The organism is Rhodoferax sp., assembly GCF_034520025.1.
In the GTDB taxonomy this organism is placed as follows: Bacteria; Pseudomonadota; Gammaproteobacteria; order Burkholderiales; family Burkholderiaceae_C; genus Allorhodoferax.
The window spans coordinates 1,447,354-1,461,401 of the sequence record NZ_JAXHNZ010000001.1; the positions used below are offsets into that span (position 1 = coordinate 1,447,354).

The 14,048-nt window shown below is 62.2% G+C and carries 13 protein-coding genes and 1 pseudogene; 5 read left to right on the top strand and 9 right to left on the bottom strand.

Going from position 1 to position 14,048, the window contains the following annotated elements:
* Nucleotides 1-85: 85 nt before the first annotated feature.
* On the bottom strand, nucleotides 86-556 hold the full coding sequence (locus U5L73_RS06960; protein ID WP_322561660.1) for an SRPBCC family protein: 471 nt from the start codon (nucleotides 554-556) through the stop codon (nucleotides 86-88).
* Between the two features lie 60 nt (nucleotides 557-616).
* Nucleotides 617-1,126: a hypothetical protein gene (locus U5L73_RS06965; RefSeq protein ID WP_322561661.1), complete on the bottom strand. Its 510-nt coding sequence runs from the start codon at nucleotides 1,124-1,126 to the stop codon at nucleotides 617-619.
* A 135-nt stretch (nucleotides 1,127-1,261) separates the two neighbouring features.
* Here U5L73_RS06965 and U5L73_RS06970 point away from each other — a divergent pair, with 135 nt between their 5' ends.
* The 3 genes from U5L73_RS06970 to U5L73_RS06980 are packed head-to-tail and all read left to right on the top strand — an operon-like array spanning nucleotide 1,262 to nucleotide 3,938.
* The gene (locus U5L73_RS06970; protein WP_322561662.1) at nucleotides 1,262-2,164 is read left to right on the top strand and encodes a DUF808 domain-containing protein; all 903 of its coding nucleotides are present in this window, start codon (nucleotides 1,262-1,264) and stop codon (nucleotides 2,162-2,164) included.
* A 3-nt stretch (nucleotides 2,165-2,167) separates the two neighbouring features.
* Complete coding sequence (locus tag U5L73_RS06975) at nucleotides 2,168-3,103, top strand: DMT family transporter (protein WP_322561663.1); 936 nt, start codon at nucleotides 2,168-2,170, stop codon at nucleotides 3,101-3,103.
* Nucleotides 3,104-3,143: 40 nt separating this feature from the next.
* Nucleotides 3,144-3,938 (top strand): SDR family oxidoreductase, encoded by a 795-nt coding sequence (locus tag U5L73_RS06980; RefSeq protein WP_322561664.1) that lies wholly within the window; start codon nucleotides 3,144-3,146, stop codon nucleotides 3,936-3,938.
* Here the strand turns inward: U5L73_RS06980 and U5L73_RS06985 are convergent.
* Together U5L73_RS06985 and U5L73_RS06990 are read right to left on the bottom strand one after the other, a co-directional pair.
* The gene (locus tag U5L73_RS06985; RefSeq protein WP_322561665.1) at nucleotides 3,935-4,852 is read right to left on the bottom strand and encodes a helix-turn-helix transcriptional regulator; all 918 of its coding nucleotides are present in this window, start codon (nucleotides 4,850-4,852) and stop codon (nucleotides 3,935-3,937) included. The genes U5L73_RS06980 and U5L73_RS06985 overlap by 4 nt on opposite strands.
* A gap of 325 nt (nucleotides 4,853-5,177) precedes the next feature.
* Nucleotides 5,178-5,417, bottom strand: coding sequence for a hypothetical protein (locus U5L73_RS06990; RefSeq protein WP_322561666.1), 240 nt, complete (start codon nucleotides 5,415-5,417; stop codon nucleotides 5,178-5,180).
* Between the two features lie 47 nt (nucleotides 5,418-5,464).
* Here U5L73_RS06990 and U5L73_RS06995 point away from each other — a divergent pair, with 47 nt between their 5' ends.
* Nucleotides 5,465-6,220 (top strand): MFS transporter, encoded by a 756-nt coding sequence (locus tag U5L73_RS06995; RefSeq protein ID WP_322561667.1) that lies wholly within the window; start codon nucleotides 5,465-5,467, stop codon nucleotides 6,218-6,220.
* Nucleotides 6,221-6,266: 46 nt separating this feature from the next.
* On the opposite strand, the pseudogene U5L73_RS07000 reads toward U5L73_RS06995, so the two are convergent.
* Nucleotides 6,267-7,169, bottom strand: a pseudogene (locus U5L73_RS07000) (DMT family transporter).
* 108 nt (nucleotides 7,170-7,277) lie between these two features.
* On the opposite strand from U5L73_RS07000, the gene U5L73_RS07005 reads away from it, so the two are divergent.
* Nucleotides 7,278-8,273, top strand: coding sequence for a quinone oxidoreductase (locus U5L73_RS07005; RefSeq protein ID WP_322561668.1), 996 nt, complete (start codon nucleotides 7,278-7,280; stop codon nucleotides 8,271-8,273).
* A gap of 53 nt (nucleotides 8,274-8,326) precedes the next feature.
* On the opposite strand, the gene U5L73_RS07010 is transcribed toward U5L73_RS07005, so the two are convergent.
* The 4 genes from U5L73_RS07010 to U5L73_RS07025 all read right to left on the bottom strand — a co-directional run bounded on the left by U5L73_RS07010 (nucleotide 8,327) and on the right by U5L73_RS07025 (nucleotide 13,900).
* Nucleotides 8,327-9,211, bottom strand: a complete 885-nt coding sequence (locus U5L73_RS07010) for a hypothetical protein (protein WP_322561669.1) — start codon at nucleotides 9,209-9,211, stop codon at nucleotides 8,327-8,329.
* A 146-nt stretch (nucleotides 9,212-9,357) separates the two neighbouring features.
* Nucleotides 9,358-9,867 carry a signal peptidase II gene (lspA, locus tag U5L73_RS07015; protein WP_322561670.1) on the bottom strand — a complete coding sequence of 170 codons (510 nt, stop codon included), beginning with the start codon at nucleotides 9,865-9,867 and terminating at the stop codon, nucleotides 9,358-9,360.
* Nucleotides 9,867-12,767 (bottom strand): isoleucine--tRNA ligase, encoded by a 2,901-nt coding sequence (gene ileS / locus U5L73_RS07020; RefSeq protein ID WP_322561671.1) that lies wholly within the window; start codon nucleotides 12,765-12,767, stop codon nucleotides 9,867-9,869. Before ileS ends, lspA begins: the two co-directional genes overlap by 1 nt.
* A gap of 134 nt (nucleotides 12,768-12,901) precedes the next feature.
* Nucleotides 12,902-13,900: a bifunctional riboflavin kinase/FAD synthetase gene (locus U5L73_RS07025; RefSeq protein WP_322561672.1), complete on the bottom strand. Its 999-nt coding sequence runs from the start codon at nucleotides 13,898-13,900 to the stop codon at nucleotides 12,902-12,904.
* Between the last annotated feature and the right edge of the window lie 148 nt (nucleotides 13,901-14,048).

Below are 14,048 nucleotides of genomic sequence, written 5' to 3' on the forward strand. Positions count from 1 at the left end.
TCCGGGGGTGCAACTGATTGCCTTGGGTCTAAGGCTGATTAAATATTAATTGCCTGCGAGCCGCAGGCCAACAAAAATCAACCCCCTAAGCTTCCCCGCCAAAGTGCTTAGTCAGGTTGTCGATGTACTGCTCCACCATTTTTTCAAACTCTGCTTCGGCGATCGGGGCGGCCACCATCTTCATCAGGCCGGGCAGGGGCAGGGTGAGTTCGCCTTGGATTTCCAGCACGACGTTGGTAGACTTTTTGTTGTCGGTGATCTTCCAGCTGCCGGCCACCAGGGCGTTGCCTTCGCCTTTGATAGGCGTCCAGGTCACGGTGCCTTTGGCTTTGTTGCTGGTGTATTTGGATGCGTACACCGTTTGCAGCGTGATCGAGGCGATGCCGATTTTTTCCATCTCCCAGCGGTAGGCGCCGCCGCCCAGATCGACCAGCTGATCGACCTTGGGGAAGTGGCTCGCAGAGCTAGGCACATCGGATAGCACTGCAAACACGTCGCTGGCTTTGGCCTTTACGTCAAATTCATAACCCAGGTTGATCTCTACGGTCACGGCCATGGCTACTGTCTCCTTGTGGTGTGGGGGTGTTCTGCGTCATGTTACTGCCTAAGACTCCGGTTAACCCGCCCTGATGCGCTGCAGTGTGAGCTGGATCAGCCGCGCGTCCGAACTCGCCCGGTGGCGCTGGGTGCCACGTTCGCTGGCGATTTGGGCCTTGACGGTGTGCCATTGATCGGCCTCTTCGTCGCTCAGCAGGCTGCGCAGGTTTTCCAGTTTGAAGCGGGGGCTCATGCCAGCCGCCTCAAACAGCACATTGAGCCAAGTGAAGTCGTTGGCCCAGCCGTCGGTGTACACCGTGCTGCCGGCCAGCTGGGCATTGAGCAGCTTGGCTACATCGCGGGCACTCAGGCCGCGCTGCTGAAGCAGCTCGCGGGTGATGCGGTGCAGGCTGGCTGCACCGGTGTCCCAGTGGGTCCAGTCGGCCTCGGGCTGCACCAGGGTGCAATAGGCATGGCCGTCCGGGAGCACATAGCCGATCTCGATGGGGTAACTATTGCGCCCCAGGCCGGACGCCTCGATATCCAAGACCGTGGGCGCTGTGAGGTGGGGTTGGCGGTCAACAGTCAAGGTGGGTGGCATAAGTGTCGGAGGCGTGGTCCCATTCTCCAGCAAGCTTTGCGCCAGCTCTGTAAGGGCTTGCCCTGAGCGGCATACGCCAAACGGGTGACAATCGCGGCCTTACCCACTCCATGTAACCTCCCTATGGCCAGCAGCCTCCTTGCCCTTTTGGACGACATTGCCACCATCCTCGACGATGTGGCCGTACTCAGCAAAGTCGCCGCCAAGAAAACCGCTGGCGTTTTGGGGGACGACCTCGCCCTGAATGCGCAGCAGGTCACCGGTGTGTCTGCCGAGCGTGAGCTGCCAGTGGTGTGGGCCGTGTGCAAGGGCTCCTTGCTCAACAAGCTGATTCTGGTGCCTGCGGCTCTGGCTATCAGCATGGTGGCACCTTGGCTGGTCACGCCGCTGCTGATGATTGGGGGTGCGTTTCTTTGTTTTGAGGGCTTCGAGAAACTGGCCCACAAATTTTTGCACCGCGCCGAAGACGACAAGGCGCACGAGGCCGAACTATTGCAGGCGCTGCAAGACCCGGCGGTGGACCTGGTAGCGCTAGAGAAAGACAAGATCAAGGGCGCGATTCGCACCGACTTCATTCTCTCGGCCGAAATCATCGCCATAACTCTAGGCACGGTGCAAGACAAGGTCTGGACGACCCAGTTCATGGTGCTGGCCGCGGTGGCATTGGCCATGACGGTGGGGGTGTATGGCCTGGTGGCCGCTATCGTCAAAATTGACGATGCAGGCCTGTACCTAACCCGCCGCCCCTCGGCCAATCCGCAAGGCGGCTGGGTGCAGGCGCTGGGGCGCGGTCTATTGTGGTCTGCGCCGGTGTTGATGAAAGTGCTGTCAGTGGCTGGCACTGCTGCCATGTTCTTGGTGGGCGGTGGCATTCTGGTACACGGCCTGCCGTTTTTGCACCACCTCACCGAGGGCTTGCCTTTGGGCTTTGTGTGGGATGGCTTGGTAGGCGTGGTAGCAGGTGCAGTGGTGCTGGCGGGCGTGACGCTGGTGCAGCGAGTGCGCGGCGGTTTGAAGGCAAATTAAGCGGTGGCCGGCGTAGCGCCTGCGCAAGCAGCTCCTCAATCAATAGCAACTGGCGTTGCGCTGGCTATTGCTGGTTCGATCGCCTTTAGCGGCAAAGCCATCATTGTCAAGCTGGCCTATCGCTACCCCGGGGTGGATGCGGTCAGCCTGATCATGCTGCGCATGCTGATGGCTTTGCCGTTTTTTCTGGGGCTGGTGTGGTGGGCTGGCTACCGTGCCCGCAAGGCCGGTGCCGTGGTGGTGCCACTCACCCGCAAAGACAAGCTGGGTATTTTGGGTCTGGGCATTACCGGCTACTACCTGGCCAGCTACCTCGACTTTGCGGGCTTGGCCTATATCTCCGCGTCACTAGAGCGGCTGATTTTGTACCTCAACCCCACGCTGGTCGTGTTGCTGGGCGTAGCCCTCTACGGCAAAAAGGTGAGCCTGCCCCAAGCCGCCGGCATGGCGCTTAGCTATGGCGGCGTGTTGCTGGTGTTCGGGCACGAAGTCAGCTTTGCCGGGGGCAACGCGGCCTTGGGTGCCGCCCTGGTGCTGGGCAGCGCCATCAGCTACGCGCTGTACCTGTCGTACAGCGGGGAGCTGGTGCAGCGCCTGGGCTCGCTGCGCTTGGTGGGGTTGGCGACCAGTGTGGCGTGTGTGCTGTGTATCGCCCAGTTTGTGATTTTGCGGCCGCTGGACACTGCATTTGCGGTGGCACCGGAGGTGCTGTGGCTGTCGCTGCTCAATGCCACCGCTTGCACCGTGGTGCCGGTGATGCTGGTCATGATGGCGATCGAGCGCATTGGCTCGGGGCTGGCAGCGCAGGTGGGGATGGTGGGGCCTATGTCCACCATTCTGATGGGCGTGCTGCTGCTCGATGAGCCGATGAACCTGTGGGTGATCGGTGGCACCATTTTGGTGCTGCTGGGTGTGTATGTGGTGAGTACCCGGCGCTAAGGCGTGGGGCTTGGATAACTTCAATCGCAAAGGACGTGGTATGGACTTGGGAATCAAAGGCAAATGGGCGCTGGTTTGTGGTGCCAGCAAGGGGCTGGGCCTGGGCTGCGCACAAGCATTGGCCGCCGAGGGTGTGAACCTGTTGATCGTGGCGCGCGGTGCCGAGGCGCTGGAGGCGTCTGCTACCAATTTGAGAGCGGCTTACGCAGACAATACGGGCGCTGAGGTGCTATTTTGTGCCCAAGACATCACCACCGTGGCTGGCCGCGAGGCGGTGTTTGCCATGCGCCGTGATTTCGACATCGTGGTCACCAACGCCGGTGGCCCGCCCCCAGGCGACTTCCGTGACTGGGACCGCGAGGCCTGGATCAAGGCGGTAGACGCCAACATGCTCACCCCCATCGAGCTCATCAAAGCCACGGTGGACGGCATGGCCGCGCGCGGCTTCGGGCGCATTGTGAACATTACCTCCAGCTCGGTGAAATCGCCGATCGACATTCTGGGCTTGTCCAACGGCGCACGCAGCGGCCTGACCGGTTTTGTGGCCGGCGTAGCCCGCAGCAGCCTGGCCGCCAAGGGCGTGACCATCAACAACTTGTTGCCCGGCAAATTTGATACCGACCGCATTGCCACCACCGTCAAAGCGGCGGCTGCCAAGTCTGGTAAGTCGGTGGAAGAGGTGCGCGCCAGCCAGCAGGCTCAAATCCCCATGGGCCGCTACGGCACGCCCGCTGAGTTCGGCCAGGTGTGCGCCTTCTTGTGCAGCCAGCAAGCCGCTTATATGACGGGCCAGAACGTGCTGCTCGACGGCGGGGCTTTCACTGGTACGTTTTAAGGCAAGACTGTGCGCCCTGCCGCCTGCTGGCGGTAGGCTTTGGGTGTGACCCCGAAGCGTTGCTTGAAGCAGCGGATGAAATAGCTGGCGCTGGCAAAGCCGCTGCACCAGGCCACTTCTTTGATGGCGGCATCGCCCTCAGTCAGCAGTCGTGCGGCCCGGGCCAAGCGCTGCTGCAAGATGACTTGCCACAGGTGTTCCCCGGTCAGGCTGCTGTACAGGTGCGACAAATAGTCCGCTGTGCAGCCCAGGTCGTGCGCCAATGCAGCCACCGTCAGGTCGGTTTCGCCCATGCGGTTCTGGATCAACATGCGCAGCTTGCTGAGCACCGGCGGCTCGGCAGACACGGTTTTTTGCGGCGTATCGAGCAAGCGGGCTACGCCGGTGAGGGCGCTGAGTAGCAAGGCGCGTTGCTGCACCGGCCACAGGCCGGCGGTGTCGTCGGGCGGGGGCGTGGCGGCGTCGCGCAGCCAGCCCTCGATGCGCATCGCGTCGGGGTGCTGGCAGGTCTCGAGGTAGAGGCTGGCGGGCACGCCGGGTCGCACCTCATGGGCCAAGTGGCACGACATGCGCTGGCTGTCCGCCGAGATCACCAGGTTGCAAAAAGCCTGCGCCTCGTGCCCGCTGACCCATTCGTCGTGCAGCAATTTCGGGGGTACCACCAGCACCTGCCCTGGGGTGAGTGTGAGCTGCCCGTGCGGAAAGGTAAACCGCGTTTGCCCCGCCATTTGCAAAAACACCTCGGCATGCAAATGCATATGGCCTGCCCCACGGGCTGTGCCCGCGGGTTGCGGCGGGGGGCTCAGCAGCGGCAAAGCGCCTTGGGCCGCTTCGCGGATAAAGCGGGCCACCGCGTCGCGCAGTTGGCGGGCGTAAGCCAGCGCCTCCGGGTGGTCGCAGGCGATGGCGGCCACACACGGCCCGACCCCGTGCACTGCATCTAAGATTTTTATTACTTTTGACATCGGATTGATATTGATCGCCGCTGGCACTACCGCGAAGGCTGGTTACGCTAGAGCTATGAATCTGACTATTGTGAATGCAGGGCACCCAGGTGCCAAGCCCTTGTCATCCAAGAATTTCGCTATTTTTAGCGCGGGGGTTTGCCGTGGATAAAGGCTTTGAACATGGCAGCCCCTCGCAAATCCGCCGGGCGATTTGGGCCACCCGGGGCTTGTTTGCGCTGCTGGGTGTTTTCAGTGCGGTGTGGGGTGTGCACATTCCATCGGTCAAACAGCGTTACGCCTTGGGCGAGGGCGCGCTCTCGCTGGTGCTGGTGGCCGCGGCGGTGGGCGCCGTGTCGGCGGTGATGTTTGCAGGCCGGGTGATCGGCCGGCTGGGTGCGCGCCAAACGGCCATGCTCTGCGCAGTGGTCATGGCCTGCATGCTGGGCTTGGTGTTGCATTGGCCGGGTTTGCCATGGCTGCTGCTGGCGATGCTGTTGTTCGGGGCGTCGCTCAGCGTGTTTGATGTGGCCATCAACACCGAGGGCTCGGCGCTCGAGGGTGGCCGGTGGCCAACCCATCATGGGGAGCTTGCACGGCATGTTCAGTTTGGGGGCCATGGGCGGGGCGGCGCTAGCTGCCGGCATGTTGGGTGCCGGGGTGTTGGCCGAGTGGCAGTTGCTGGGTGTGGGCGTGGCGGTCGCGGTGGCAATCTGGATCGGTGCGCGCTGGATGCTGCCCACGCCGCCGCCTACCGACAAGCCCAAAGTCCACTTCACTTGGCCGCGGGGTGCGCTGCTGATCATGGGCCTGCTCACATTTGCTGGCATGAGCGCGGAGGGGGTGATGTTTGATTGGTGTGTGCTCTATCTCCAGCAAGAGGTGCGCATGCCCCATGAGCAGGCCGCCATTGGCTACGCTGCCTGTGCCTGTGCCGGTGCGATGGCTGTCATGCGCTTTGCGGCAGACCGGTTGCGGGCGCTTTACAGCGAGCAGCGCTTGCTGCAAGTGAGCGGTGTGGTGACTGCGGTGTCGATGGCCGGTGTATTACTGACCGGTCACCCAGTGGTGGCGATCGTCGGGTGCGGGTTGGTCGGTGCCGGTTTGGCGATGATCGTGCCGATTTTGTACGGTGCGGCGAGCCGGGTGCCCGGCACCACGCCAGCAGCGGCGATTGCGGCGGTTTCATCCATCGGCTATGCCGGGTTCATGGTCGGCCCGCCCTTGATTGGCTTTATTGCCCAACACGCGTCGCTCACGGCAGCCATGGGTGTGGTGGTGGTGGCAGCCACGGTGCTGGCGCTCAGCGCGCGCTTTGTGCCCGAAAAAGCAGCCTGAGAAATGCCAGAGGGCATGGCCGCAAAATCACAGCCCGGCGGTCCGGCTACTTGCGCGAAGAAATCACAATGCCGGAGACGATCAGCACAAACGCGGCCGCATGGTAGGCGCGTGGTGCTTCGCCAATAAAAATGGACGACAGTACTGCAGTGAACAGCGGCGTGAGGTTGATAAAGAAACCCGCAATCGCAGGCCCGGCACGCGAGACCCCGGCACCCCAGCTGCCGTAGGCAATCACGGCAGGGCCCACTGCAATAAAGGCCAGTGCCGCGACCAGACCGGCACTCCAGTCGATATGGGCCGGCGTCAAGGCCCACTCGCCGGCCGTGAAGGCCATAGACCAGCCCAAGCCAAACACAACCTGCCCCATCAAAAACGTAGCCCAGTCGGCCCGGATCGCCGCCGACTCCGGCGTGGGGTGGGCCAGTAACTAGCTGTAGGTCGCCCAGGCGATGGAGGCCAAGAGCACATACAGGTCGCCCGGCACCAAGCGCAGCTGGGCCATGACCTCCCAGTCGCCGCGGCCCAGCACCAGCACCACGCCGGCAATCGACAACACCGCCCCCAAAATTTGCCGGCGGCTCACAGGCACCTTGAAGAACAAGCGCCCGATGAGCAACATCCACACCGGCGTGCTCGCGCCAACGAGGGTGACGTTGATCGCTGTCGAGGTGTTGAGCGCTAGGTACAACAGCGCGTTGTAGCCCCCGATGCTGAACAGGCTGAGCAGAGTAAACCGCTTCCACTGGGGCCACAGGTCGCTGTTGCGCTGCAGCACCCGGCGGGCCAGCGGCAACAAAATCAAAAACGCAATCCCCCAGCGCAGCAGGTTCAGCGTCATCGGGGAAATAGGGGGGGCGACCAGGCGGCCAACGACTGCATTGCCGGACCACATCAAGGGGGGAATCACGAGAAGAAGGGCTGCAGTCGGCGTCAGGCGTTGGGTCATCGCATCGACTGTAACAAGGAAGCGATGCCCCGCGCAGGGCTGCGGGCGCGGCCGATTTCTGGCACCATGCTCCGGATTTATAACAATCCCATCGATGGAGACATGACCATGCGTTCAGTGACATCCCGCGCCATCCACATCGCCCAGCACGGCGGCCCCGAGCAGCTGCAGCTGGTGCAGGTCACCGTGGGTGAGCCCGGCCCCGGCGAGGTGCGCGTCCGCCACCATGCAGTGGGCCTCAACTACATCGATGTCTACCAGCGCAGCGGTTTGTACCCGATGAACCTGCCGGTGCAGTTGGGCATGGAAGCTGCCGGTGTGATCGAGGCGGTGGGCGAGGGCGTGAGCCACCTCCAAGTAGGCGACCGCGCGGCTTATGCCAGCCAGCCGCCGGGCAGTTATTGCGAAGTGCGGGTGATGCCTGCTAAGTGTGTGTGCAAGTTGCCTGACGGCATCAGCTTCGAGACCGGCGCGGCCATGATGCTCAAAGGCTTAACCGCCCAGTACCTGCTCAAGCGCACACTGCCCCAAGGCGGCTTGCAGGCGGGTGACTTTGTGCTCTTCCATGCGGCGGCCGGCGGTGTGGGCCTGATTGCCTGCCAATGGGCCAGAGCGCTGGGATTGCGCTTGATCGGCACGACAGGTTCTGACGAGAAGTGTGCTCTAGCCCTTGCCAATGGTGCGGAATTTGCTATCAATTACAGAGCGGGTGACTTTGCTGCCAAGGTCAAAGAGCTCACCGGTGGCAAGGGCGTGAAGGTGGTCTACGACTCGGTAGGCAAAGACACCTGGGACCAGTCGCTCGATTGCATCGCCCCCTTTGGTTTGATGGCCAGCTTCGGCAATGCCTCCGGCCCGGTGGCGCCGTTTTCGCCCGGCATCCTCGGGCCCAAGGGGTCTATTTATGTGACTCGCCAGACCCTGTTCACACACATTGCCACCCGCGAGAGCACCCAGGCCATGGCGGATGACCTGTTCGACATCGTGTTGAGCGGCAAGGTCCAGATCCACATCGCCCAGCGCTACCGCCTGGAGGATGTGCAGCAAGCCCACGTGGACCTGGAGTCGCGCCGCACCACCGGTTGCACCGTGCTGACGCTGTAAACAAAAAAGGGCACCCGGATCGGGTGCCCTTGGCTTGGCAGCTGTGCTGCGGTTTAGAACAGAAAGCCGGCCGACAAGGCCTGCTCGTTCATCCAGATTTCCTGGTCGGCTGTGCCTTTGAAGACGGGTACCTTGCTCAAGCGGCCATAGGCGACTTTGTTGGTTAGCTCCACATAGATCGATTTGTAGACCCGGTAGCGCAGGCCCACTTCCACGCCGGCGGTCCAGCCGTTGATTTGCCACCAGTCGTTGCTCTTGAAGCAGCAGATGTTTTCGTTCTTGGGGCCGACCTGGTTGGCGTTTCCAAAAATCACGTTGTCAGCGTGCGGCAGCAAAATACCCGCGCCCACCCGGCTGATGAGTTGCAGGTCGCCGGCTTTGTGCGCCGGGCCACGCAAACGGTGGAGCCAGACGGCGTTGACCATGATGTGGTTCAAGCCGTTGTGCAAGGCGTAGTTGAAGTTCTGGGGGGACACCACCATCGAGGACATGGCACCCGGGGTGGTGACCGTGCCATCGACCGCCACCGTTTGCCCGTAATCGACGTTGTATTTGCTGTGGTCGATGTTCAGTTCCACCGCGAATGTTTTCTCGTCGTTGAGGAACTTGCCGATGCGGATGTTTTCTTGCGGATCGGTGAAATCCAGGGTCAGCAGGGATTTGAAGGTATCTGGAATGCTGGACGGAAAGTCACTGGCCCGCGCTTGGCGGACCGTAAAGTTGTTGCCCAGTTCCGGTTGAGAAACGTGGATGTCCGACGGTGCGTACTGCTGGCGGCTGTAGCCCCAGGAGAAGTACCAGTTCTCGTCCTTGTTGATCGCCTTGTCAAATTGGCCGGAAACTGCGTTGGCTGCGGGGGTGGTATCGGCCGCCGGAGTGGCTGCTTGCGCCATCAGGACGCTCTGCGCCAAACTGGCTTGGCAAGTGCCTAATGTCATAAGAGCGGCCAACAGGCCGCGTCGGAAAAAGGGTGTGTGCATGGTGGGGGTGTCGGTGCGAGACGCAGCGGGGCGCAGAGGGGTGCGCACGCCAAATAGATCTATTTTAGGCGAGCGCCCTTCGGCGTTCGGCAGTCGCTTTGGAATCAGGTTTTTCGGACCCGCAGGAGTTCGTCGAGGATCAGGCAGATGGCGCCTACGGAAATCGCACAATCCGCGACATTGAAGGCTGGGAAATGCATGCCGCTCCAGTGGAAGTCCAGAAAGTCCACCACATAGCCGTACATCAAGCGGTCAATCACATTGCCGATCGCGCCGCCCAAAATGCAGGCCATGGCAAAGCTGAACAGCTTTTGTCCCGGATGGGCGCGCAGCATCCAGATGATCACTACGGCTGCGACAAATCCAATGCCGGTAAAAAACCAGCGCTGCCAGCCACCCGCGTCCGCTAGGAACGAAAACGCAGCGCCGGTGTTGTGCACTCGCACCACGTTGAAGAAGCTGGTGACAAAGGTGCTATCGCCCAGACGGTAGTTGCCGACAATCAGGACTTTGGTGAACTGGTCAATCAACAGCAAGATCAGGGCCAAGCCCAGCCACTGTACCCAGCCGCTTTTGCCGCTGCTCTTGCTGAAGGTTTGTTTGCCGCGGGCCATCAGGCAAACGTCCGGGTTTCGCCGGCGCCATACAGGTTGGTGGTGCAACGGCCGCACAAGGTGGGGTGCGCAGCATCTGCTCCCACGTCGGCACGGTAGTGCCAGCAGCGCTCGCATTTCACGTTGTTAGAGGCTGCTACGCTGATGGATTGTGCGGATCCAGCTACCAAATTGATAGCGCTTGTGATGAACACAAATTTCAAGTCCTCCCCCAAGCTGCTCAGCAGGGCGAACTCTTCAGCCGGCACGGTGAGTGTGACCTCCGCTTGCAAAGATGCGCCCACCTGACCTGCCGCACGCAAGGTCTCGATGTCTTTGTTGACCGCTTCGCGCACCGCGCGGATGCGGGCCCACTTGGCAAGCAAGGCTTCATCCGGCGCGGCAAAAGTGGAGTAGCCGTCCAGGAAGATGGAGAGCTTGGTGGCCTCGGGTGTCTTGCCCTCGGCGCCCAACACCGCCCAGGCTTCTTCAGCGGTGAAGCTGAGGAAGGGCGCCATCCAGCGCAGCATGGCCTGGGTGATTTGCCACAACGCGGTTTGCGCGGAGCGGCGGGCCAGGCTGTTGGCGGCGGTGGTGTAGAGGCGGTCTTTGAGCACGTCCAGGTAGAACGCGCCCAGGTCTTCACTGCAGTACACCTGCAGCTTGCTCACCACGGGGTGGAATTCGTAGACCTTGAAATGCGCCAGGATGTCGGTCTGCAACTGCGCGGCACGGGCAAGCGCATAGCGGTCGATTTCCAGCAACTGGTCGACCGGCACCGCGTCTTTGACCGGGTCAAAGTCAGAGACGTTGGCCAGTAAAAACTTGAGCGTGTTGCGCACGCGGCGGTAAGTGTCCACCACGCGGGCCAGGATCTTATCGTCGATGTTCAGGTCACCGGAGTAGTCGGTGCTGGCCACCCACAAGCGCACGATCTCGGCGCCCATCTTGCTCGTGATGGTTTGGGGCTCGACGGTGTTGCCCAAGCTTTTGCTCATCTTACGGCCCTGGCCGTCGGTGGCAAAACCGTGGGTCAGCAGACCGCGGTAGGGCGCGCGGTCGTAGAGTGCGCAGCCCAAGAGCAGCGAGCTGTGGAACCAGCCGCGGTGCTGGTCGTGGCCCTCCAAGTAGAGGTCGGCTTCAGGGCCTTCTGCGTGGAAGGGGGGCACGGCATACGCATCTTTGTGGCTGCCGCGTAGCACGTGCTGGAAGGTGGAGCCGGAGTCGAACCAGACTTCCAGGATATCGGTGCTCTTGGTATAGCTGGGTGCGTCGGCCGCACCCAAGATGTCTTCCACCGACACGCGGCTCCAGGCCTCGATGCCGCCTTGCTCAACGATGTCAGCCGCCTGGTCCAGGATTTCCATGGTGCGGGGGTGCAGCTCGCCACTGTCCTTGTGCAGGAAGAAGGGCACCGGCACACCCCAGCTGCGCTGGCGCGAGATGCACCAGTCGGGCCGGTTGGCAATCATGTCGCGCAAACGGCTGCGGCCGTTTTCGGGGTAGAAGCTGGTCTGCTCGATGGCGTCCAGCGCCAGCTGGCGCAGGGTCTTGGGCGCTTTGTCTTGGGTGAATACGCCCTCACCGGCATCCATGCGGATGAACCACTGGGCGGCTGCGCGGTAGATCACCGGTGTCTTGTGGCGCCAGCAGTGCGGGTAGCTGTGGGTGATGCCCACGGTGGCCATCAGGCGGTTGTGTTCGCGCAGGGTGTCGATCACATTGGCGCAGGCCTTCCAGATGTGCTGGCCGCCGAACAGGGGCAGCTCGGCGTCGTACACGCCATTGCCCAGCACGGGGTTCAAAATCTGGTCGTATTTCAGGCCGTTGGCGATACAGCTGTTGAAGTCATCCACACCGTAGGCGGGCGAGGAGTGCACGATGCCGGTGCCGTCGCCGTCGCTCACGTAGTCAGCAAGGTACAGCGGGGAGAGGCGTTTGTAGCTGTATTCGTTGCCAGCCACGTTCACATCGGCAGGCAGGTCGTACAGCGGGTGGCGGAACACTTGGCCGCGCAGGGCTTCACCCTTGGCGGTGGCCAGCACGGTGCCGGTCAGGCCAAAGCGCTCCAAGCACTTCTCGACCAGGCTCGCGCCCAGCAGCAGCACGCCCTTGGGCGTGTCGACCAGCGCGTATTCCAGCTCGGGGTGGGCGTTAAGGGCCTGGTTGGCAGGGATGGTCCAAGCGGTGGTGGTCCAGATAACAGCGAACGCTTGCTTGCCAGCGGGCAGGGCGCTCAGGCCGAAGGCTTTCGCCAAGTCGGCCGCGTCGTTGGACTCAAAGGCCACGTCCAGCGTGTCGCTTTTCTTGTCCGCGTATTCGATCTCGAACTCTGCCAAGCTGGAGCCGCAGTCAAAACACCAGTACACCGGCTTCAAGCCACGGTACACAAAGCCACGTTCGATCACGCGCTTGAAGGCGCGGATCTGGCCGGCCTCGTTGGCGGGGTTCATGGTCTTGTAGGGGCGCTCCCAGTCACCCAACACGCCCAGGCGCTTGAAGTCTTCGCGTTGCTGGTCGATCTGTTCGGTGGCAAATGCGCGGCTTTTGGCCTGCATGTCGTCACGGCTCAGGTTGCGGCCATGCAGCTTTTCGATCGCGTTTTCGATCGGCAGGCCGTGGCAGTCCCAACCGGGGATGTATTGCGCATCGAACCCGTCGAGCTGCTTGCTCTTGACGATCATGTCCTTGAGGATTTTGTTCAGCGCGTGGCCGATGTGCAGCTTGCCGTTGGCGTAAGGGGGGCCGTCGTGCAACACGAACAGGGGCTGGCCGGCGCGGGCATCGCGTAGTTTTTTGTACAAACCCTCTTCGTTCCAGGTCTTCACCCAGGCCGGCTCGCGCTTGGGCAGGTCGCCGCGCATGGGGAAGGCGCTATCGGGCAGGTTCAGGGTGCTACGGTAATCAACGGGTTCAGTCATGGCCAACTCTCGGTTTGGAGGCTTTGTGCAAGCAATTCGGGTGGGGGGCTACCGGCGCATGGGCCAAGGCAACCCCAGGGGGAGACAGGTGACGCGGGGCAAAGTGCGTCGGGTGGCCGCAGGGGCCAGCCCCGTCAAATTCGGGTGCTGCTGGGAAGGCTGATGTGCGCCGCGAGCCAGGCGCGCGCGTCATCGCGGTCTTTCTGTATGCCCTGTGTCAGGGCGTCCAGACCGTCGTATTTCAATTCGTCGTGCAGTTTGTGCAGCAGTTCCACGCGGGTGATTTTACCGTAGGCCCCCTCGGGGCCCAGTTCCTCCGGCCAGTCCAGGCAATGGGTCTCCAGCAGCACCCGGCCGCGGTTGACGTCGTTGGGGTCCAGCGAGGGACGAACGCCGAGGTTGGCTACCCCTTGCAAGGGTTTGGCGGCCAAACCGTGGACCAACACCACAAAAATGCCACTAGCGGCTGGTTTCCAGTGCGCAAAGCGCAAATTCAGGGTTTTGAAGCCTAGGGTGCGGCCCAGCTTGCGCCCGTGCACCACATGGCCACTGATGCAATACGGCCGGCCCAGCAGGCGGGCTGCGTCCTGCATACGCCCTTGGCCGAGTGCCTCGCGGACTGCTGAGCTGGAGACGCGCAGGCCATGCACCTCGTAACTGTTCATGCGGGCCACGTCAAAGCCGTGGGCCTCGCCCGCCGCATCAAGCAGCGCGTAATCGCCCGCCCGAGCTTTGCCGAAGCGGAAATCGTCGCCCACCAGTACATAGCGGGCACCCAGGCCGTCTTGCAGCACCTGCTGGATGAAGTCTTGCGGGCTCTGGTTGGCCAGGCGCGCATCGAAAGGCAGGACGATGCTCTGGTCTACGCCGGCCTTGGCCAGGTCGTCCAGCTTGTCGCGCAGGGTGCCTACCCGGGCGGGTGCCAACTCCGGCTTTTGATGGAGTTTGGCGAAATAGTCGCGCGGATGGGGCTCAAAGGTGAGCACACAGCTGGGCACACTGCGTTGCTGGGCCTCGCCCTTGAGCAGAGCCAGCATGGCCTGGTGGCCCCGGTGCACACCATCGAAGTTGCCAATCGTCACTGCGCACGCCTCGGCAACGCCGGGGTGCTTGAAACCGCGAAAAACCTTCATGGAGTTGTTATCTTTTTGATGGCAGGCTGCGCACATCGCCTCGGCGCCTGAAGCCAATTTGTCATGGAAACACGGTATATTGTGACCGAGCAGGGCCCGGGCCGCTCGTCCGGTGCGCACTTGCAGACCTTTGCAGACTTGTGTTGGT